Below are 20,396 nucleotides of genomic sequence, written 5' to 3'. Positions count from 1 at the left end.
ATCATCCGTTCGCATACTTCGTGAGTGAACCCATCAAGATCGACATCTGGTCCGACATCGCGTGCCCGTGGTGCTACATCGGCAAGCGCCACCTCGAGAGCGGCATCGCCTCGCTCGGTGCCGACGCACCCGAGGTCGACATCACGTACCACTCCTTCGAACTCGCCCCTGACACGCCCGTCGACTTCGAGGGATCCGAGATCGACTTCCTCGCCAAGCACAAGGGCATGCCCGCCGAACGCGTGCAGCAGATGCTCGAGCACGTCACGGGCGTCGCGGCGACCGCCGGACTCGACTACGACTTCGACGCGCTGCAGCACACCAAGACGCTGAAGGCGCACGAGCTGCTGCACTTCGCCAAGGAGCAGGGCCTGCAGCTCGAGCTCACCGAGCGCCTGCTGCGCGCCTACTTCACCGAGGGCCGCCACGTCGGCCGGGTCGACGAGCTCGTCGAACTCGGCGCCGAGATCGGCCTCGACGCCGACGCGGCACGCGAAGCGCTGGAATCGGGCCGCTACGCGGCCGCCGTGCAGGCCGACATCGCCCAGGCGCAGGCCTACGGCATCAACGGCGTGCCGTTCTTCGTCATCGAGGGCAAGTACGGCATCTCGGGGGCACAGCCCGCCGAGGTCTTCGCCCAGGCGCTGACCCAGATCGCCGGCGAGCGCGAGGGCGCCGTCGCGTGAGCGAGGTCGACACCGAGACGACGGATGCCGCGGCACCCGCGCCGTTCGCGATGATCACGGGCGATCCGTCGGCCATGGTCTGCGAGGGCGACGTCTGCTACATCCCCTCTGCTTCGCCGGTCGAGTAGGCGCCCCGGCGCCGTATCGAGACCTCGCCTACTCGGGATCCGAGATGTCGGCCACGGTCGCGCCGAACGCGTCGATGAGCTGGTCGGCGTCGACGAAGAGGCTGCGGCCGTGCTCGCCGGCACCCATCGACACGCGGCGTCCGGCGATCGACTCGTCGACGAACACGGGCCATGCGGTCGTCGAGCCGAGCGGTGTGATCGTGCCGCGTTCGTAGCCGGTCGCGTCGAGCGCGAGCGACGCATCGGGCAGCTGCAGCTTGTTGACGCCCACGAGGGCGCGCAGCTTCGACCAGCTGATCTTGCGGCCGCCGGGAACGAGCGCGAAGAGATAGGTGTCGTCGCTGCGCTTGACGACGAGCGACTTCACGATGTCGGCGGGCGTGATGCCCATGAGCTCGGCCGCCTCCTCGAGGCTGTTCGCCGCCGGCCGCTCGATGATCTCGACCTCGAGGCCGCGCGCCGCGGCATCCGCTCGCACCCGATCCGCACCCGTGAGCTCCGACATGTCGTCCTCCCCAGCCTCGTTCCTCCGAGAATCCTAGGCGCGTACGGCCGAAGCGGGCGAGTGCGCCCCGATCTCTGGGAGAATCGTCCGTGATGTCATCAACCACCACGCTTCCAGCGGGCCCGCTCACGATCGGCGGGCTCGCCCTCGATGTGCCCGTCGTGCTCGCCCCCATGGCCGGCATCACGAACACGGCCTTCCGCCGCCTCTGCCGCGAGTTCGGCGCCGGCCTCTACGTCAGCGAGATGATCACCTCACGCGCCCTCGTCGAGCGCACGCCCGAGTCGATGCGCCTCATCACCCACCACGAGTCCGAGACACCGCGCTCGATCCAGCTCTACGGCGTCGACCCGAAGACGGTCTCCGAGGCGGTCACCATGCTCGTGGCCGAAGACCGGGCCGATCACATCGACCTGAACTTCGGATGCCCCGTGCCGAAGGTCACCCGCAAGGGCGGCGGCGCAGCACTGCCGTGGAAGAGCGGGCTCTTCCGCGACATCGTCGAGGGCGCCGTGCGCGCGGCCGGCGAGACGCCGCTCACCATCAAGATGCGCAAGGGCATCGACGCCGATCACCTCACCTACCTCGAGGCCGGTCGCATCGCCGAGGGCGCGGGCGTCGCGGCGGTCGCGCTGCACGCGCGCACGGCGTCCGAGTTCTACTCCGGTGAGGCCGACTGGTCGGCCATCGCGAAGCTCAAAGAAACGGTCACGAGCGTGCCGGTGCTCGGCAACGGCGACATCTGGTCGGCCGACGACGCGCTCCGCATGGTCGCCGAAACAGGCTGCGACGGCGTCGTCGTCGGGCGCGGATGCCTCGGCCGCCCGTGGCTCTTCGGCGACCTCGCCGCGGCGTTCCGCGGGGAGTCGCAGAGCTTCCACCCGTCGCTCGGGCAGGTCGCGCAGACGTTCCGTCGCCACGCCGAGCTCCTCACCGAGTTCTTCGACAGCGAAGAGCGCGGGTGCCGTGACATCCGCAAGCACGTCGCCTGGTACTTCAAGGGCTATCCCGTCGGCGGCGACCTGCGCGCCCGCCTCGCGACCGTCGAGTCGCTCGCCCAGCTCGACGAGCTGCTCGGCACGCTCGACTGGTCGATGCCCTACCCGGGCGAGGGGGCCGAGGGGCCGCGCGGCCGCGCCGGCACGCCGAAGAAGCCGGCGCTGCCCGAGGGGTGGCTCGACTCGCAAGAGCTCGTCGGCCACGACCGCGTGACGCTCGTCGACGCCGAACTCGACACGAGCGGCGGCTGAGCATGCGCGAACCACTCTTCGGCGGTTACGAGGCCACCGACACCGAGCGCTGGCTGCCCGAAGAGCATTCCTCGCGGCGCAGCGACTTCGCGCGCGACCGCGCACGACTGCTGCATTCGAGCGCGCTCCGCCGCCTCGCGGCGAAGACCCAGGTGCTGAGCCCCACGGCCGGCCTCGACTTCGCCCGCAACCGCCTCACGCACTCGCTCGAGGTCGCGCAGGTCGGCCGCGAGCTCGCCTCGAGCCTCGGCCTCGACCCCGATGTCGTCGACACCGCGTGCCTCGCGCACGACCTCGGGCACCCGCCCTTCGGCCACAACGGCGAGAAGGCACTGAACACCTGGGCGGCCGACATCGGCGGGTTCGAGGGCAACGCACAGACGCTGCGCCTGCTCACGAGGCTCGAGCCCAAGGTCTTCGGGCCCGACGGGCGAAGCTACGGCCTGAACCTCACTCGTGCGAGCCTCGACGCGAGCTGCAAGTACCCGTGGCCCGAAGAGACGAGCGTCGTCGACCCATCCGGCCGGGCCAAGTTCGGCTTCTACCAGGGCGACACCGAGGTCTTCCGCTGGCTCCGCGCCGGCGCCCCCGAGCGCCGCCTCTGCATCGAGGCGCAGGTCATGGACCTCAGCGACGACATCGCCTACTCGGTGCACGACTTCGAAGACGCCATCGTCAACGGCTACATCGACGTCGCCGCACTCGGCGCCCGTGTCGACCACGAGAGCCTCGTCTCGTCGATGTACGAGTGGGTCGGCGGTTCGGTCACCCACGACGAGCTCATCGCCGCGTTCGACCGCCTCGACTCGCTCGACGGCTGGCTCGACACCTGGAACGGCAGCCGCTTCGACCAGGGTCGCCTGAAGAACCTCACGAGCCAGCTCATCGGTCGGTTCGCCCACGCAGCCACCTCGGCGACCCGGTCGGCGTTCCCGCTCGCGAGCCTCATCAGATTCGATGCCGACGTCATCGTGCCCCGCGAGATCCAGGCCGAGATCGCGGTGCTGAAGGGCATCGTGGCGGCCTACGTCATGTCGAGGAACACGCGCCAGCCGATCTACCACCAGCAGCGCGAGGTGCTCACCTCGCTGGCCGACGTGCTGCACGAGAGCGGCGAGCAGCACCTCGACGCCGGCTTCGCCGAAGACTGGAGGGCCGCCGATGACGACGCCGCTCGCAAGCGCGTCGTCGTCGACCAGGTCGCGAGCCTCACCGACCAGTCGGCCCTCGCCTGGTACGAGCGCCTCGTGCAGCAGTGACGACGCGGGCAGTGGTGACGACGCGGGTACCGGTGACGACGCGCTCACTCGGCCGCCGGCGTCCCGCGGCGAACTAGGATGAGAGCCATGGCGGGCCGAATTCGACAGAGCGATGTCGATGAGGTGAAGGCCCGCACGAACATCGCCGACATCGTGGGCGAGCACGTCAGCCTGAAGTCCGCGGGCGTCGGCTCGATGAAGGGCCTCTGCCCCTTCCACGACGAGCGCAGCCCGAGCTTCCACGTGCGTCCGGGGCTCGGCTACTACCACTGCTTCGGCTGCGGCGAGTCGGGCGACGTCTACTCCTTCCTGCAGCGCATGGACCACGTCTCGTTCACCGAGGCGGTCGAGCGGCTCGCGGGTCGCATCGGCTTCGAGCTGCACTACGAAGACGGCGGCCAGGCCTCCGACCACGGCAACCGCGCCCGCCTCCTCGCCGCCAACCAGGCCGCCGCCGAGTTCTTCGTCGAACGGCTCAGCGCCCCTGACGCCGAGGTCGGCCGCCGGTTCCTCGGCGAGCGCGGCTTCGACGCCGAGGCCGCCCGGCGCTTCGGCGTGGGCTTCGCGCCCAAGAGCTGGGACGCCCTGACCGACCACCTCAAGGGCCGCGGCTTCACGACCGAAGAGCTCTCGGCGTCGGGCCTCGTCTCCCAGGGTGACCGAGGCGTCTACGACCGCTTCCGCGGCCGCCTCGTCTGGCCGATCCGCGACGTCACCGGCCAGACCGTGGGCTTCGGCGCCCGGCGCCTGCTCGACGACGACAAGGGCCCCAAGTACCTGAACACCCCCGAGACCGCGATCTACCACAAGTCGCAGGTGCTCTACGGGCTCGACCTCGCCAAGCGCGACATCTCGAAGAGCCACCGGGTCGTCGTCGTCGAGGGGTACACCGACGTCATGGCGTGCCACCTCGCGGGGGTCACGACGGCGATCGCGACGTGCGGCACCTCGTTCGGCGTCGACCACATCAAGGTGCTGCGCCGCGTGCTCGGCGATGCATCGGGCGTCGGCGAGGTCGTCTTCACGTTCGACGGCGACGCGGCCGGCCAGCAGGCGGCGATCCGCGCCTTCGGTGAAGAGCAGCGTTTCGCGGCCCAGACCTTCGTCGCCGTCGCTCCAGACGGGCTCGACCCGTGCGACCTGCGTCTGGCCCGCGGCGACGCCGCCGTGCGAACCCTCATCGAGTCGCGCACGCCCATGTTCGAGTTCGTCATCAAGCACACGTTGTCGCGCTACGACCTCGAGACGGTCGAGGGCCGGGTCGGGGCACTGCGTGCAGCGGCACCCGTCGTCGCCGACATCCGCGACCCGGCAATGCGACCCGGGTACACCCGCGAGCTCGCCCGCATGCTCGGCGTCGAGCTCGGCGAGGTCGCGCGCGCGGTGCGCTCGGCCTCGAGCCGGCCGAAGTCGGGGGAGTCGGGCGGCGGCCAGTCCGCGGCATCCGGGCCCGCAAGCACCGCCACGGCAGCGGATGTCCCCGAGCGCCCGTTCTCGATCACCCAACTGCCGAACGACCCGGCGACCCGCCTCGAACGCGACGCCCTGCAGGCGATGGTGCAGCACCCCGACACCGTCGGCGCAGACCTCCTGCGCCACGCGATCGACTGCCGATTCGGCAACCCGTCGCTCGCGGTGATCCGCGACGGCATCGCGTCGGTGCTCGCCTCGCCCGACCCGCAGGTGCGCGTCGACCGCGTCATCGCCGAGGTGCCGCAGCCGTTCGCGAGCCTCGTGCAGCAGCTCGCCGTCGCGCCGATGCCGCATCGCAACGAGGCCGAGCTCACCGTCTACGTGCAGGGCGTCGTGAGCGCCCTCGTCGATCGCGAACTGCTTCGCCAGAAGTCCGAGCTGCTCGGGCGCCTGCAGCGCACCGACCGCGCCGACACCGCCGCGTACGCGGCACTGCAGCGCGCCCTCGTCGAGATCGAGACCGAGCGCCGGGCGCTGCGCGCCGACTGATCCGACCCGGCCGCTGCGCGCCTGACTCAGTCGCGGGACGACTCAGTCGCTGCCGCGCACGAGCCGATCGAGCTGCTCGCCGAGCTTCTCCTCGTCGGCACCGGCCGGCCAGAGCCTGACCAGGTGCCCCTCGTGGTCGATGAGCGCCGTCATCGGCGGCTCGGTCACGGCGAACGACCGCCAGACCTGCAGTTCGGGATCGACGAGCACCGGCCCGTCGACGCCGTGCTCATCGAGATAGGCGGTGAGCGCGTCGGCATCCGTGTCGCCCGAGACGTGCGCCACGGCGATCGTGTCACCGTACTCGTCGGAGATCCGGGACAGGACGTCCTGCTGCTCGGCACAGCTCGAACACCAGCTGGCCATGAACTGCACGACGAGCGGTCGGCCGGCCGCGAGCACCTCGAGATCGACGGGCGTGTCGTCGACGAGCCGCCCCTCGAGACTCGGCGCCATCGGACTCTCCGCGGCAGCGGCGTATTCGACCTCTGCGGGCACCGGGGCCGGGAGTTGCGTCGCGCCGCCGCGTACGCCACTCGAGCAGGCGGTCATGACGAGGATGACGCCGGCGAGAATGCCGAGCGCGGCGATCGATCTGCGGCCGTTGCTCATTCCGTCTCCTCTGTGGTCGGGGCGATCACGGCGAGCGCCGGAACGAACACCATCGTCGCCGCGGCATCCGCTCGATGCTCGGCGACGACGTGGCCGTCGATGCTCACGTCGTAGCTCTCGCCGTCGTCGAGGTTGACGGCTCCGAGCGCGAAGCGGCAGAACGTGGGGATGCGCGGGGCGGCCCCGTAGTCGATGTCGTCGACCTTCACGGCTTCGCCATCACCGAGCGGTGTCGAGAACACCGCTCGGCCGTCGTCATCGAGCAGGGCGAGCTCGGCTCCCGCGTGGAACTCGAGATACGGCCGGGCGCCCGAGCACGAGGCGCCGAGTTCACGCAGATGGCCGTCGCGCACGACGAGTTCGAGCTCGTGGCCGTCGGAACCCGCCGACCCCGCGCTCTGCGGGCTCGCACACGCGGCGAGCGCGAGCACCGCCGCGACGAGTGCGGAGGCCGACGCTGCACGTCGGAAGCTCCCTGACATCATGCGATCTCCTCTTGGAAGGGTCGAAGCGGGCGTCGGTTCCATCTGGCGCGAGAACGGGCCGGAGCCGCGCGGAACGGAGACGGGCTCCATTCCGCGCGGTCCGGCCGACGGTTCGACTCAGCGGGCGTTGCCCGGCGCGTCGAGTTCGCAGGTGATGGTCTCCGTGACGGTCGGGTCGTTCTCCGACGTCGCGGTGACCGTGACGACCGCGTCCCGAGCGGCGTCCGCACCGCGTGAGGCGTACACGGGCACGGAGACGGTCTCCCCGGCCGCTGCCGTGACGATGTTGCTCGGCGTGTCCACCGACCAGCCGCGACCCTCGATCGTGGTCGCGATACGGTAGATGTCGCTGTTCGCCTTGGCGTCCTCGACGGCGTCGCCCGAGTTGGTGAGCGGAACGGCGCACTGCGCGATGGCGATGCCCGTGGCCTCGGCCTGGCCGTGCAGCGACGCGAGGTTGCCATTCACGACCGCCGTGCCGAGGTCCACGCCGCGCGCCTGCGGACCCGCGCTCACCGTGGAGCGCACCGCGACGTCGTAGGCGAGGATGCCGTCGGCGTCGCGCTGCACGTTCACGACGTAGAAGTGCAGGCCGTTCGCCGTGTCGACGTACTCGTACTCCGAACCGGAATCGTTGCCCGCGTGGAAGAGCGCATCGTTCAGCTGTCGCTGGTCACCCCGAGTGATCATGATCGGCGTTCCGTCAGGGCGCACGTAGTCGACCGTGGCGATGTCCTGCGGGTTGGCGTCGATCGTCCAGATGAACGGGTTGCGATCGAGGTTCTTCGTCTTCGCGATCATCACGCCGTGGTCGGGCTGGAACGAGTCGGTGCCCATCTGGTCGATCACTTCGACGGTGTAGTTGTCGAATGAGCCGCCGTCGCAGTCGTACTGGGCCCGGCGCGTGCAGCTGCCGGTCGAATCGTCGGCCGCCGCCTCACCGGGCTTGTCGAACACGAGGTTGATGCCCGTGATCTCTCCCGGGCGCATCACTGCGCGCGAGACGACGTTCGTCACGACCGAGCCGAGCGCATCGAGCTCGCCCTCCTGGATGTTCAGGTAGTTGGACTCGTCGATGATGTCGAGGTTGATGCGGTTCCGCAGGGCCACGCCCGCGGGCTGCGAGCCGCCCGCGACCGAGGGCACGCTCCAGCGTTCGTGCGTGCCGCCCGGACCGTTGAACGTTCCGCGGGCCAGGATGTCGAACGGTCCGCTGGTGTCGCGGAGCGGTCCGCCGTCGGCGGCCTCCGTGCCGTACGGGTTGCCGTAGTTGTCGGCGATCCCGAGGATGTGCGCGAATTCGTGGGCGTAGGTGCCCATTCCGGAGGACTCGGCCTGCGTGGAGTTGCCGGCGCGTCCGTTGCGCGGGAAGTTCGCGTTCGGCCAGTGGTTCACCGCCGCAGCCCACGAGGTCCACGGGATGTAGCGGGTCTTCGCCCAGTTCGCCATGGGCGCGCCGTTCTGGTCGAGGGCGACACCGTTCTCGTCACGGGGCGGGCCGAAGTCGTCGGTGACGTCTTCGGGGTTCTCGAACAGCATCTGCCCGAACTCCTCCCACGTCGCTGATTCGTCGTGTCCGGCGGTCACGTAGAAGACCTGGTCGAACTGGGTCAGCGGGTCGTCGCTGCCGATGTCCGCACCCCAGAGCGCGTTGGCGTCGGTGCGGATGTTCTTGTCGCACGACAGCCCCTGCGGGCAGAACGCGGCGTTCGGCTTGTTGAACGAGTCGTTGAGGCCGTACTCCTCGATGTTCCCGGGCAGCTGGTACGGTCCGAACGCCTCCATCTGCACGCTGAGCCGGCCGCCGGACTGCTCCATCCAGTACTCGTTGATGGTGCGTCCGTGGTTCAGCTCGCTCGGCTTGTTCAGCAGGTCGAGGTAGAACCCCGGCACGTCCTCGCGCTCGAGGCCGTTCGCGAGGCCCGACGGGTCGCCGAAGGCGTGGGTGCCCTCCGGCTGCGTGACGAGGAACGGCTGGTTCTCGAAGTCGACGAGGACGATGGCTCCGTTGAACTGGCGTTCGGATCCCTCGGCGTCGTTCGCCCAGTCGGTGCCGGGCACGCCGACGTAGTCGTCCCACGTCATGTCGTCCATGTTCTCCCAGTTCTGGGAGTCGATCGGGTCGAGGACCGATGGATCGAAGGCCTCGGGTGGTGCAGCGCTCGCGGCTCCGTTGGAGACGGCGGCGAGTGCGATGGCTCCCGCGGCGGCGACGACCGCCATGCCCACCCGCCTCGTGTCCGGTCGCCGGCGCCCGCCGGTCCGCTTCATTGGGTCATGTCGTGTCACTGCCAACCTCCCGATGGTGATCGCAGGCGATGCTGCCCACTGTTCCGATCCTGTGCAGCAGCACTGAGACCGCTGTCAAGACGATGTGGACGACAGCCTCCCACCGGGAGCCTGCCGAAGGGCGGACTTGCGTCGTTTCCGAAGTGTGAGGAGTTCTGACCGATATCGTTCGGAATTGTTGAACGTTACGGTCCGATAACTTTGGGTTCCCTTGCAAGGTCGCCGTGCTACCTCTTGAAGTGTCTCTCGGATCGAGCGGCGAAGGCGCATCCGCTCTCGTCGCTCGAAGCGAAGAACGAGCAACCCGGTTCGTCCCGCCTGCGGGATCCGAACGTCCCGGTCTCACACAGTTCGGCGGCCGCCTCGTCGCGGTCGTGCCGATATCCAAAGGAAGAGGTAGACGGATATGACATCCGCATCCAAGAACGGGCGGCGCGGCCTCGTCGCAGTGGCCGGACTCTCGGCCGCAGCCCTCGCGCTCGCCGGCTGTGCAGCCGGAGGAGCCGAAGAGGCTTCCGGCAGCTCGATCACCATCGGCACGACCGACAAGGTGACGACGCTCGACCCGGCCGGCTCGTACGACAACGGCTCGCTCGCCGTGCAGACGCAGGTCTTCCCGTACCTGCTGAACACCGACTACCAGAGCACCGACGTCGTTCCCGACCTCGCCGAGTCGGCCGAGTTCACCTCGCCGACCGAGTACACGGTCACGCTTCCCGAGGGCCTCAAGTGGGCGAACGGCAACGACCTCACGGCCGACGACGTCAAGTTCTCGTTCGACCGCCAGCTCGCGATCGCCGACCCCAACGGCGCCTCGAGCCTGCTCTACAACCTCGACAGCACCGAGGTCGTCGACGACACCACGGTCGTCTTCCACCTGAAGGCCGAGAACGACCAGGTCTTCCCCCTGATCCTCACGAGCTTCCCGGGCGCCATCGTCGACGACGAGGTCTTCGCGGCCGACGCGCTCACTCCCGACGACGAGATCGTCGCGGCCAACGCGTTCGCCGGCCCGTACACGATCGCGAGCTACGACTTCAACACGCTCATCTCGTTCAAGAAGAACCCCGAGTACAAGGGCCTGCTCGCCGAGGCGAAGACCGACACGGTCAACCTGAAGTACTACGCCGAGTCGTCGAACCTGAAGCTCGACGTGCAGGAAGGCGGCATCGACGTCGCCTACCGCAGCCTCTCCGCGACCGACATCGAAGACCTCAAGGGCAACGACAAGGTCAACGTGGTCGAGGGCCCCGGCGGCGAGATCCGCTACATCGTCTTCAACTTCGACACGCAGCCGTACGGCGCGAAGACGCCCGAGGCCGACCCGGCCAAGGCGCTCGCCGTTCGCCAGGCCGTCGCCGACCTCATCGACCGCGATGAGCTCGCCGAGCAGGTCTACAAGGGCACCTACACGCCGCTGTACTCGTACGTGCCGGCCGGCCTCGCCGGTGCGATCGAGCCCATGGTCGAGATGTACGGCGACGGTTCGGGTGCGCCCGACGCCGACAAGGCCGCCGAGCGTCTCACGGCCGCCGGCGTCACCACGCCGATCGAGCTGAACCTGCAGTACTCGAACGACCACTACGGCCCCTCGTCGGCCGACGAGTACGCGCTCATCAAGGACCAGCTCGAGTCGACCGGCCTGTTCACGGTCAACCTGCAGACCACCGAGTGGGTGCAGTACTCCGAGGACCGCACCTCCGACGTCTACCCGGCCTACCAGCTGGGCTGGTTCCCCGACTACTCGGACGCCGACAACTACGTCACGCCGTTCTTCCTGATCGAGAACTTCCTCTCGAACCACTACGTGAACCAGGAAGTCAACGACCTGATCATCGAGCAGGCGTCGACGCTCGACCCGGCGGCACGCACCGCACTCATCGAGGAGATCCAGCAGAAGGTGGCTGCCGACCTGTCGACGGTCCCGTACCTCCAGGGTGCTCAGGTCGCCGTGACCGGCACCGACGTGGAAGGCGCCGACCAGACGCTCGACGCTTCGTTCAAGTTCCGCTACGCGGCGCTGACGAAGGGCTGAGCCGGCTGAACGGCTAGAGTCACTTCTACGCAAGGAACGGATGGCCCGCTCTCCGGAGCGGGCCATCCGCATTCGAGCCTCACCCGATTGGCGAACATTGACCTCAACGACGACGGCGCCCGCCAGTAGCGCGTCCCCCGCAAAACGGAGACCACCCAGATCTTCGGGTGGCGGCCTCGGCCGCTACATCATCGTGCGGGCCCTCCTCATCATCCCGACGGTGTTCATCCTCGTCACCCTCGTCTTCGTGCTCATGCGCTCGACCGGCGACCCGATCACGGCGAAGCTCGGCGGCCAGCTCCCGGCCGACCAGCTCGCCGAGCGCATCCACGCGGCCGGCTACGACCGCCCGATCTTCGTGCAGTACCTCGAGTACCTCGGACAGATCGCCACGGGCAACTTCGGAACGACGCTGACCGACAATCGCCCGGTCACCGAGATCCTCATCACTTACGGTGCCGCGACCCTCGAGCTCGCGTTCTACGCCCTGCTCGTCGCCTTCGTCGTGGGCATCCCGTTCGGCCTCATCGCCGCGTACTTCCGCGACAAGGGCCAGGACGCCGCCCTTCGCGTGTTCGCCATCCTCTGCTACGCCACGCCGGTCTTCTTCGCCGGCCTGCTGCTGAAGCTGATCTTCTCGGTGTGGCTCGGATGGCTGCCGGTCGCCGGTCGAGCCTCGGTCAGTGCACAGCTCCAGATGGAGCTGCTGCCGAACAAGACGGGCCTCTACACGGTCGACGCGATCATGACGGGCAATCCCGCCGTGCTCGGCGACGTGCTCGCGCACGCGGTGCTGCCCTCGATCGCGCTGGGCCTGCTCACCGCCGGCGTGTTCCTCCGGCTCGTGCGCACCAACGTCATCGGCACCCTCTCGACCGACTACGTCGACGCCGCTCGTTCGCGCGGCGTGAGCGAGTACCGGCTCGTGCGCAAGCACGCGTACCGCCCGGCGCTCATCCCGATCATCACGGTCATCGGCCTGCAGATCGCGCTGCTCCTCGGCGGTGCGGTGCTGACCGAGACGACCTTCGAGTGGAAGGGCCTCGGGTTCATGCTCTCCGAGTACCTCCAGGCGCGAGACTTCGTCGCCGTGCAGGGAATCGTCGCCCTGCTCGCCGTGATCGTCGCGCTCACCAACTTCATCGTCGACATCATCGCGGCGCTCATCGACCCGAGGGTGAGGTACTGACATGTCGACCGACACCGTCATCCGGCCGCCGAAGCGGCGCCTGCGCGACCGGCTTCCCGTCGTGCACCAGTTGCGCCAGAGCGTCGGCCTCCAGCGCGGCATGCTCGTCGCTGGCCTCGTGCTCACCGGCCTCTTCGTGCTGGTCGCGATCTTCGCACCGCTCATCGCCCCGTTCGGCTTCGCGCAGCTGCGTGACGCCGAGGGAGCCTTCGGAAGCCAGCAGGCGCCGTCGGCGGAGCACCTCTTCGGCACCACCGTCGGCGGCTACGACGTGCTCTCGCGAGTGCTGTGGGGCGCGCAGACCGCGTTGTACGTCATCATCATCGCGGTGATCCTGTCGATCTTCGCGGGCGTGCTGCTCGGCCTCGTCTCGGGCTACTTCGGCGGCTGGCTCGACCGCGTGCTCGTCGTCGTGTGCGACGCGATCTACGCGTTCCCGTCGCTGCTGCTCGCAATCGTCATGGCGATCGTCATCTCGGGCGGCCAGTCCAACCTGTGGGGTGGCGTCTTCGCCGCCGCGATCTCGATCACGGTCGTGTTCATCCCGCAGTACTTCCGAGTCATCCGCGCCGAGACGGTGCGCATCAAGGCCGAGGCGTTCGTCGAGTCCGCCAAGGTGCTCGGCGCCTCGAACGGCCGGGTCATGTTCCGCCACGTGCTGCGGAACGCCACCCGCACCTTGCCGCTGATCTTCACGCTGAACTCGTCCGAGGCGATCCTGACCCTCGCGGGCCTCGGCTTCCTCGGCTTCGGCATCGAGCCGACGGCGGCGGCGGAGTGGGGCTACGACCTCAACAAGGCGCTCTCCGACGTCTCGAGCGGCATCTGGTGGACGGCGCTCTACCCGGGCCTCGCGATCGTGCTCGTCGTGCTCGGCATCACCCTCGTCGGCGAGAGCCTGAACGACCTCGCCGACCCGCGCCTGCGCGGGCGCCGACGCGTCGCACAGGCTTCGGGCGAGGTCGCCGAGACCTCCGTGGTGCCCGGCGGCACGCTCACGGCCGGGCCCGGCGGGCTCGCGGGTCTCGAAGACGGCGAATCATTCGATGAACACGGAATCGGGGTCCGCTCATGAGCACGGTCGTCAACATCGAGCGACTCGGCGTCTCGTTCGCCACCGACGCGGGCGCCGTCAAGGCCGTCGACGACGTGTCGCTGAAGGTCGAGCGCGGCGAGGTGCTCGCGATCGTCGGCGAGTCGGGGTCGGGCAAGACCGTCACCGCCAAGACGATCCTCGGCCTCCTGCCCGAGACCGCCACCGCGAGCGGCGCCGTCATCCTCTCGAACAAGGCCGGCACCTCCGAGAGCGACATCGTGTCGCTCTCGAAGAAGCAGTTGCGGGCCGTCAGGGGCACGGATGTCGCGATGGTGTTCCAGGAGCCCTCGAGCGCACTGAACCCCGTGTACACCGTCGGCTGGCAGATCATCGAGGGGCTTCGCGCCCACTCGTCGATCTCGGCGAAGGATGCCCGGGCGAAGGCGATCGAGATCCTCGGCCGGGTCGGCATCCCCGACCCCGAGCATCGCGTCGACCACTACCCGCACCAGTTCTCGGGCGGTCAGAAGCAGCGCGTCGTCATCGCGATGGCGCTCGTGCTCGATCCGGGCCTGATCGTCGCCGATGAGCCGACCACGGCGCTCGACGTGACGGTGCAGGCCGAGATCCTCGACCTGCTGCGTCGATGCCGAGACGAATTCGGCATGGGCATCGTGCTCATCACCCACAACATGGGTGTCGTCGCCGATCTCGCCGACCGCGTGGCCGTGATGTACCAGGGCAAGGTCGTCGAGGAGGCTGACGCCAAGACGCTCTTCGCCGCGCCGAAGGCCGAGTACACGAAGGCCCTCCTCGCCGCGGTGCCGTACGTCGGCACCGGCACGGCGAGCGCGATCGAGCGCGCTGCGAAGCGACCGGCAGACTGGCTCGAGCAGGCCCCGGTGGTCGAGGCATCCGGTCTGGAGATCGTTTACCCGGGCCGCTTCGGCAAGCCCGGCTTCCAGGCCGTCGGCGGCGTCGACTTCGTGATCCGTCCGGGTGAGGTGCTCGGTCTCGTGGGGGAGTCCGGTTCGGGCAAGACCACGATCGGCCGCGCGATCGCGGGGCTTACGAAGGTCACCGGCGGTTCGCTGCAGGTGCTCGGCCACGAGATGAACGGCGTGCGCGAGCGCGAGTTCCGGCCGCTCCGCAGCCGCATCGGCTTCGTCTTTCAAGACCCCGCGTCGAGCTTCAACCCGCTGCTGACCATCGCCGAGTGCGTCGCCGAGCCGCTCGTCATCCACGGCCGGGCGTCGAACCCCGCCGCGGCGCGCAAGCGGGTCGACGAACTGCTCGAGGCGGTGCAGCTGCCGAAGGCCTACGGCGACCGCTACCCGCACGAGCTCTCGGGCGGGCAGCGCCAGCGCGCGAGCCTCGCGCGCTCGCTCGCGCTCGAGCCCGAGCTGCTGATCGCCGACGAGCCGACCTCGGCACTGGACGTCTCGGTGCAGGCCCGCGTGCTCGAGCTCTTCGCCGAGCTGCAGCGCGAGTTCGGCTTCGCCTCGCTCTTCATCAGCCACGACCTCGCGGTCGTCGACATCCTCGCCGACCGCATCGCGGTGCTCTATCGCGGTTCGCTCGTCGAGGAGGGAACGGGGGCCGAGGTGCTCGGCGCACCGCGCGACCCGTACACGCAGCGGCTGCTCGCGTCGCTGCCGGTTCCCGATCCGGTCGCCCAGGCCGAGCGTCGCGAAGAACTCCGGCGCCTTCGGGAGGCCGTCTGATGCGTGGCGCCGCCCACGGCTATCCGATCGTGCTCGACGACCTGTCGGTCGAGTACCCGGCACGTGGGCCGAGCCCGGCGCACGTCGCGCTGCACGGGTTGAGCCTCTCGGTCGCGCCGGGAGAGGTGCTGGGCCTGCTCGGCAGCGCGGGCAGCGGCAAGAGCACGCTCGCGCGGCTGCTCGCGGGCGTCGCGCTCGAGGCCCGCGCATCGGAGGGCCGGCCGCTCATCACGGGCGGCGACGCCACGGTGCTCGGGCAGTCGCTGCGCGGCATCCCGAAGCGGAAATTGCCCGAGTACCAGTTCCACGTCGGCTACATGCCGCAGGACGCCGCCTCGAAGCTGCCTGCCGACCGCACGGTCGCCGAGATCATCGGCGAGCCGATCCTCGAGCGCGACCACCGCTACAACGCGCGGGCCCTCGCCACGAGGGTCGCCACGATGCTCGACGGCGTGCGGCTGCCGCTCGGCAAGCTCGACTTGTACCCGTACGAACTCTCGGGCGGGCAGCGTCAGCGGGTCGCGCTGGCCCGCGCGCTCGTGCTCGGGCCGTCGGTGCTCATCGCCGACGAGCCGACCGCCGGCATCGACCTCACGGTGCGCGACGTCGTCGCGCAGCTCATCGGCGATCTCCAGCGCGAGCACACGTTCTCGGCGATCATCATCAGCCACGACCTGCCGGTGCTGCGCAGCACTGCGCGTCGCGTCGCGGTGCTCGACCGGGGGCGTCTCGTGGCGATCGGCTCGATCGACGAGGTGCTCGACGACCCGAGTGACCCGTACGTGAAGGCCCTCGCGGGCGCGCTCGATGCCGGTCACGCGGTGATCGACGACCTCGATCTGGGTCCTTCGGCATGACGGATGCCGCGGCGCCCGTGCCGCTCGCACGGCACCGCGTGGTGCTCGGTGCGGCCGAAGTGCACGGCACCGCGCCGACGCCGGTGGAGGCGGGCCCGATCGCTGTCCTGCCCACTGCCGAGCGGGCGTTCGTCGACGCAGTCGAACGGGCCGGGGGAGTCGTCGCCCCGCTGTCGACTGCGACCCGCGGGGTCGTGTGGACTGCGTCATCCGGAGGCGACGACCTCGCCCACCTGCTCGACGCCCACCCGGCGATCGCGTGGCTGCAGTTGCCCTGGGCCGGCGTCGACGCCTTCGCCGGGCTTCTCGGGCGAGCTGCGGGTGACGGCCGCGTCTGGACGAGTGCGAAGGGCGCCTATGCGCAGCCCGTTGCCGAGCACGCGCTCATGCTCGCACTCGCGGTGCTTCGCGAGATTCCGAGGCGTGTGCACGCGACCTCGTGGCACGTCGACGAACTCGGCCGCACGCTCTACGGCGCGAACGTCGTCATCGTGGGTGCGGGAGGCATCGCGGTCGAGCTCCTGCGCCTGCTCGAGCCGTTCGGTGTGCACACCACGGTCGTGCGGCGCAGCGCCGTGCCGGTCGCCGGGGCGGCACGCACACTGCCGACGACGCGACTCGGCGAGGCGCTCGACGGCGCCGACCTGGTGGTGCTCGCAGCAGCGCTCACCGGCGACTCGCGCGGCCTGATCGGCGCGGCAGAACTGCAGCGGATGCCGCGTGGCTGCGTGCTCGTCAACGTCGCGCGCGGCGGTCTCGTCGACACCGAGGCGCTCGTCGAGGCCCTCGCGTCGGGCCATCTCGGCGGCGCAGGGCTCGATGTCACCGACCCCGAACCGCTGCCCACGGGGCATCCGCTCTGGCAGGCGCCGAACTGCATCGTGACGCCGCACGTCGCGGACACCGAGGAGATGACGGTGCCGCTCTTCGCCGAGCGCATCTCGCAGAACGTGCGCGCCTTCCTCGGCGACGGCGCATTCGAGGGCCGCATCGATCCCGTCGCGGGCTACTGAGACGGAGTCGCCTCGCACGACGTTGTCGAGGCGGCCTCGGATTGGGAGTCGGGCCAACCTTTTGCTAGAGTATCCATCGCTGAACAAGCGATCCTCCATAGCTCAATTGGCAGAGCAATCGGCTGTTAACCGGTAGGTTCTTGGTTCGAGTCCAAGTGGGGGAGCATTCGCGGCCCGGTCTCTTCGGAGGCCGGGCCGTTCCTGTTTCCGCCCGTCTTCCGCCTGCTCACTCGGGCGAGACGAGGTCCTTCGCCATCCAGTGGTCGGCGTACGGTGCGTCGCTGAACTCCGGCACCTCACCGCACGCCGGCGCAGCCGAGCACCTGATCGCCGTCACGCGCGACGACGAACGCTCCGGTGCTGCCGAGAAGATTGTCGCTGGGTTCGTCGGCGAGTGTCTCCTCGATCTCGGCGGCCGTAGTACCGGCCGATGATGTCGTCGTAGTACAGACGGAGGATCCCGCGTGAGGACTGGCTCGTCGGGTCGGCGAGAACGAAGGTGAGCACCCGCCAACGCTAGCCGCGGGCCCTCGAACCGGCTTCGGCGCGACCTGCGCCCGGATATTCTGGTGCGCGGAACAGGAGGGTCTGTGGACGAGCGCGCCGCTGCCGACGCATCCGCCGCCGGCGACGGCGACGCGGCTGCCGCCGAGCGCTCGACGGCGGTCCGCGACAGCCTGGCTGTTGGGCTCGCGACCGCGATCTACGGCGTCTCCTTCGGCGCTCTCTCGGTGGCCGCAGGCCTCGACGTCTGGCAGACCTGCTTCCTCAGCCTCGTGATGTTCACGGGCGGCTCGCAGTTCGCGCTCGTGGGCGTGCTCGCGAGCGGGGGAGTCGCGGCGGGCGGATCAGCGATCGCGACGGCCGCGATGCTCGGCATCCGGAACGTCGTCTACGGCATGCGCATGAAGCCGATCGTCGACGACGTCGATCCGGTGACCGGGCGCGGCAGCATCTGGCGACGCGTGGCGGCGGCCTGGGTCACGATCGACGAGTCGACGGCGGTCGCGCTCGCGCAGCCGAACGACCGGGCGGCGCGCGTCGGATTCTGGGTGACGGGCATCACGATCTTCGTCGGCTGGAACCTGACGACGCTCGCCGGCGCACTCATCGGCGACGCGATCGGCGACACGCGGGCCTGGGGGCTGGATGCGGCGGCCGCCGCGGCATTCCTCGGACTGCTCTGGCCGCGCCTCAAGCGATTCCAGGCGGGCGCCGTGGCGGTGGCGGCGGCGGTCGTCGCGACCCTCACCACGCCCGTGCTGATGCCCGGTCTCCCGGTGCTGGTGGCGGCCGTGGTCGCGGTCGTCGTCGGCTGGTTCAACCTCTTCGATCGGCGGCGATCGTCATGACCACGTGGCACATCATTCTCATCGCCAGTGCGGCGACGCTCGCGCTGAAGCTCGTCGGCCACCTTGTGCCCGCCGGGTTCCTCGAGCGTGAGCGCCCGGCTCGCATCGCCGACCTGCTGACCGTCGCGCTGCTCGCCGCACTCATCGCGGTGCAGACCCTCGGCGCCGGCCAGGAGATCGTGATCGATGCGCGAGTGCCCGCGGTGATCGTGGCCGCCGCGCTCTACGCGCTGCGGGTGCCGTTCATCGTCGTCGTGGCGGTCGCCGCGCTCGTCGCCGCCGGCATCCGCGCACTCGGATGAACCGGTGCCATGCGGCATCCGCTGATCTGGTGCTGCTCAGGCCTCGAGTTCGTCGACGCCCGGCATCCACTGCGCACCGGACTTGCCCCAGCCGAGCTTGCGGGTGATCTTCGCCACGATGCGCTGATCGCGCTCACCGAGACGGTCGGTGTAGAGCGTGCCGTCGAGGTGGTCGTACTCGTGCTGGAAGATGCGTGCGAGCCATCCCTCGGCAGCGATCTCGAAGCGGTTGCCGTCGAGGTCGGTCGCGCGGAGGATCGCGCGCTCGGCACGACGCAACCCGAACCGTTCGCCGGGGAACGAGAGGCAGCCCTCCTCCTCGTCGATGTCGGGCTCACCGGCCGGCGGCGGGGAGATCCAGAGCTCGGGGTTGATCGCGACGCCGCGCCAGCGCGTGTCGTCTTCATCGACCCATCCGTACGTGAAGAGCCGCAGCCCCACTCCGACCTGCGGGCCGGCGAGCCCGACGCCCGGCGCGGCGTCCATCGTCTCGAACATGTCGGCCACGAGGGTGCGGATCTCGTCGTCGATCTCCTCGATCGGGAGGGCGGGGGAATGCAGCACCGGGTCGCCGGTGATTCGAATGGGGAGCACGGCCATTCGGCAAGGATATCCGGCACGGAACGGGTAGGGTCGATGCGTGGAACCGGACCTGAGCGACCTCACCGAGCAGATCGCACTCGACCCCACCCAGTTCATCGGGATCCCGCTCGCCCTCGTCGGCGCGGTGTTCCTCTCCCTCGGAGCGCAGTTCCAGCACCGAGGCGTGGTCAAGGTCGAGTCGCGCACCGTCGACAGCTTCGGCAAGGGGCTGAACTTCAAGCAGCTCGCGCTGCTCCTCGCACGGCCCTCGTGGGTACTCGGCACCCTCATGCTGGGGCTCGCGATCGTCTTCCAGCTGTCGAGCCTCTACTTCGCCCCGCTCATCGTCGTGCAGCCGCTCGGGGCGATCGCGCTCGTCATCACCTCGATCCTCAATTCGCGCATCAACCACGTGAAGCTGAACCGCAAGTCGATCACGGCGATCGTGATGTGTGTGGGCGGCGTGTTCCTCTTCGTCGGCGTCGCCGCGTTCACGGCGGTCGACAAGCCGGTCACCGAGCGCCAGCTGATCACCATCCTGATCATCCTCGCCGTCGTGCTCGCGGCCTCCGGCGTCACGTTCGCGCTCTTCCGCCAGCACATCCGTGCGATCTACTACGTGATCATGGCCGGCGTCCTCTACGGCTTCGTGGCCACCCTCGCCAAGGTCATCATCGGCCGGGTGGAGCAGGGGGAGTTCGAGTGGCTCACCGCGCTCTGCCTGATCGGCCTGCTCGGCGCCGCCGCCCTCGGTGCGTACTTCGTGCAGAACGCCTACGCGTCGGGCCCGCCCGACCTGGTCATCGCCGGACTCACGGTCGTCGACCCGATGGTCGCCGTCGCGATCGGCATCGCGGTGCTCGGCGAGGCCTCACAGGCGCCGCTCTGGGCGATCGGCGTGTTCATCGTCGCCGGCGTCATCGCCGTGTGGGGTGTCTTCCAGCTCGCCCGGAACCACCCGCAGACGCGCCTGTGAGCTGAGCAGCGACTGCTGCGGCGACATGCGCGCACAGGGGAGCATCCGGTGCGCTGCGTAGACTATCGTCGGATTCAGTCCGCGCGTCGAGCCGCCTATCGCAGCGCCCCGATGCCCCGACGAGGGCCGATCGCCCTCGATCCCATGAAATGGT

19 protein-coding genes and 1 tRNA gene are annotated in these 20,396 nt (G+C 69.4%); 15 read left to right on the top strand and 5 right to left on the bottom strand.

Annotated elements, in window-relative coordinates; all coding sequences use genetic code 11:
- Nucleotides 1-20: 20 nt before the first annotated feature.
- Nucleotides 21-686, top strand: coding sequence for a DsbA family oxidoreductase (locus tag VPH61_RS14405; RefSeq protein WP_332064199.1), 666 nt, complete (start codon nt 21-23; stop codon nt 684-686).
- Nucleotides 683-814 carry a hypothetical protein gene (locus tag VPH61_RS14400; RefSeq protein ID WP_332064198.1) on the top strand — a complete coding sequence of 44 codons (132 nt, stop codon included), beginning with the start codon at nt 683-685 and terminating at the stop codon, nt 812-814. The genes VPH61_RS14405 and VPH61_RS14400 overlap by 4 nt, the downstream gene beginning before the upstream one ends.
- 28 nt (nt 815-842) lie before the next feature.
- Here VPH61_RS14400 and VPH61_RS14395 read toward each other — a convergent pair whose 3' ends face one another.
- On the bottom strand, nt 843-1,319 hold the full coding sequence (locus tag VPH61_RS14395) for an aminoacyl-tRNA deacylase (RefSeq protein WP_332064197.1): 477 nt from the start codon (nt 1,317-1,319) through the stop codon (nt 843-845).
- A gap of 92 nt (nt 1,320-1,411) precedes the next feature.
- Here VPH61_RS14395 and dusB point away from each other — a divergent pair, with 92 nt between their 5' ends.
- The 3 genes from dusB (at nt 1,412) to dnaG (ending at nt 5,790) form a co-directional block, all read left to right on the top strand.
- The gene (gene dusB / locus VPH61_RS14390) at nt 1,412-2,569 is read left to right on the top strand and encodes a tRNA dihydrouridine synthase DusB (RefSeq protein WP_332064196.1); all 1,158 of its coding nucleotides are present in this window, start codon (nt 1,412-1,414) and stop codon (nt 2,567-2,569) included.
- A 2-nt stretch (nt 2,570-2,571) separates the two neighbouring features.
- Nucleotides 2,572-3,828 (top strand): deoxyguanosinetriphosphate triphosphohydrolase, encoded by a 1,257-nt coding sequence (locus VPH61_RS14385; RefSeq protein WP_332064195.1) that lies wholly within the window; start codon nt 2,572-2,574, stop codon nt 3,826-3,828.
- A gap of 87 nt (nt 3,829-3,915) precedes the next feature.
- The gene (gene dnaG / locus VPH61_RS14380) at nt 3,916-5,790 is read left to right on the top strand and encodes a DNA primase (protein WP_332064194.1); all 1,875 of its coding nucleotides are present in this window, start codon (nt 3,916-3,918) and stop codon (nt 5,788-5,790) included.
- Between the two features lie 42 nt (nt 5,791-5,832).
- Here the strand turns inward: dnaG and VPH61_RS14375 are convergent, their stop codons facing one another.
- The 3 genes from VPH61_RS14375 to VPH61_RS14365 all read right to left on the bottom strand — a co-directional run bounded on the left by VPH61_RS14375 (nt 5,833) and on the right by VPH61_RS14365 (nt 9,110).
- Nucleotides 5,833-6,402, bottom strand: a complete 570-nt coding sequence (locus VPH61_RS14375) for a TlpA family protein disulfide reductase (RefSeq protein WP_332064193.1) — start codon at nt 6,400-6,402, stop codon at nt 5,833-5,835.
- Nucleotides 6,399-6,884, bottom strand: coding sequence for a hypothetical protein (locus tag VPH61_RS14370; protein ID WP_332064192.1), 486 nt, complete (start codon nt 6,882-6,884; stop codon nt 6,399-6,401). The genes VPH61_RS14375 and VPH61_RS14370 overlap by 4 nt, the downstream gene beginning before the upstream one ends.
- 120 nt (nt 6,885-7,004) lie before the next feature.
- The gene (locus tag VPH61_RS14365; RefSeq protein WP_332064191.1) at nt 7,005-9,110 is read right to left on the bottom strand and encodes a peptidase M6; all 2,106 of its coding nucleotides are present in this window, start codon (nt 9,108-9,110) and stop codon (nt 7,005-7,007) included.
- Between the two features lie 472 nt (nt 9,111-9,582).
- On the opposite strand from VPH61_RS14365, the gene VPH61_RS14360 reads away from it, so the two are divergent.
- The 9 genes from VPH61_RS14360 to VPH61_RS14320 all read left to right on the top strand — a co-directional run bounded on the left by VPH61_RS14360 (nt 9,583) and on the right by VPH61_RS14320 (nt 18,684).
- Complete coding sequence (locus VPH61_RS14360) at nt 9,583-11,211, top strand: ABC transporter substrate-binding protein (protein WP_332064190.1); 1,629 nt, start codon at nt 9,583-9,585, stop codon at nt 11,209-11,211.
- A 97-nt stretch (nt 11,212-11,308) separates the two neighbouring features.
- Complete coding sequence (locus VPH61_RS14355; RefSeq protein ID WP_332064189.1) at nt 11,309-12,400, top strand: ABC transporter permease; 1,092 nt, start codon at nt 11,309-11,311, stop codon at nt 12,398-12,400.
- A gap of 1 nt (nt 12,401) precedes the next feature.
- Nucleotides 12,402-13,475, top strand: coding sequence for an ABC transporter permease (locus tag VPH61_RS14350; protein ID WP_332064188.1), 1,074 nt, complete (start codon nt 12,402-12,404; stop codon nt 13,473-13,475).
- Nucleotides 13,472-15,160: an ABC transporter ATP-binding protein gene (locus tag VPH61_RS14345; RefSeq protein WP_332064187.1), complete on the top strand. Its 1,689-nt coding sequence runs from the start codon at nt 13,472-13,474 to the stop codon at nt 15,158-15,160. The genes VPH61_RS14350 and VPH61_RS14345 overlap by 4 nt, the downstream gene beginning before the upstream one ends.
- Complete coding sequence (locus tag VPH61_RS14340) at nt 15,160-16,017, top strand: dipeptide/oligopeptide/nickel ABC transporter ATP-binding protein (RefSeq protein ID WP_332064186.1); 858 nt, start codon at nt 15,160-15,162, stop codon at nt 16,015-16,017. Before VPH61_RS14345 ends, VPH61_RS14340 begins: the two co-directional genes overlap by 1 nt.
- Complete coding sequence (locus VPH61_RS14335) at nt 16,014-17,030, top strand: D-isomer specific 2-hydroxyacid dehydrogenase family protein (RefSeq protein ID WP_332064185.1); 1,017 nt, start codon at nt 16,014-16,016, stop codon at nt 17,028-17,030. Before VPH61_RS14340 ends, VPH61_RS14335 begins: the two co-directional genes overlap by 4 nt.
- Before the next feature lie 91 nt (nt 17,031-17,121).
- Nucleotides 17,122-17,194 (top strand) — tRNA-Asn (locus tag VPH61_RS14330).
- A gap of 513 nt (nt 17,195-17,707) precedes the next feature.
- Nucleotides 17,708-18,382, top strand: a complete 675-nt coding sequence (locus VPH61_RS14325) for an AzlC family ABC transporter permease (RefSeq protein WP_332064408.1) — start codon at nt 17,708-17,710, stop codon at nt 18,380-18,382.
- Entirely contained in the window at nt 18,379-18,684 is a 306-nt protein-coding gene (locus tag VPH61_RS14320) for an AzlD domain-containing protein (protein ID WP_332064184.1), read from the top strand. The genes VPH61_RS14325 and VPH61_RS14320 overlap by 4 nt, the downstream gene beginning before the upstream one ends.
- A gap of 36 nt (nt 18,685-18,720) precedes the next feature.
- On the opposite strand, the gene def is transcribed toward VPH61_RS14320, so the two are convergent.
- A complete protein-coding gene (gene def, locus VPH61_RS14315; protein WP_332064183.1) occupies nt 18,721-19,284 on the bottom strand; it encodes a peptide deformylase in 564 nt (187 codons plus the stop codon).
- A 40-nt stretch (nt 19,285-19,324) separates the two neighbouring features.
- On the opposite strand from def, the gene VPH61_RS14310 reads away from it, so the two are divergent.
- The gene (locus VPH61_RS14310) at nt 19,325-20,242 is read left to right on the top strand and encodes a DMT family transporter (RefSeq protein WP_332064182.1); all 918 of its coding nucleotides are present in this window, start codon (nt 19,325-19,327) and stop codon (nt 20,240-20,242) included.
- Nucleotides 20,243-20,396 lie beyond the last annotated feature (154 nt).

Source organism: Agromyces sp. CCNWLW203, assembly GCF_036576125.1.
Taxonomy (GTDB): Bacteria; Actinomycetota; Actinomycetes; order Actinomycetales; family Microbacteriaceae; genus Agromyces.
The sequence above is the reverse complement of the archived record's forward strand: the minus strand, read 5'-3'. Positions and strand labels throughout refer to the sequence as shown.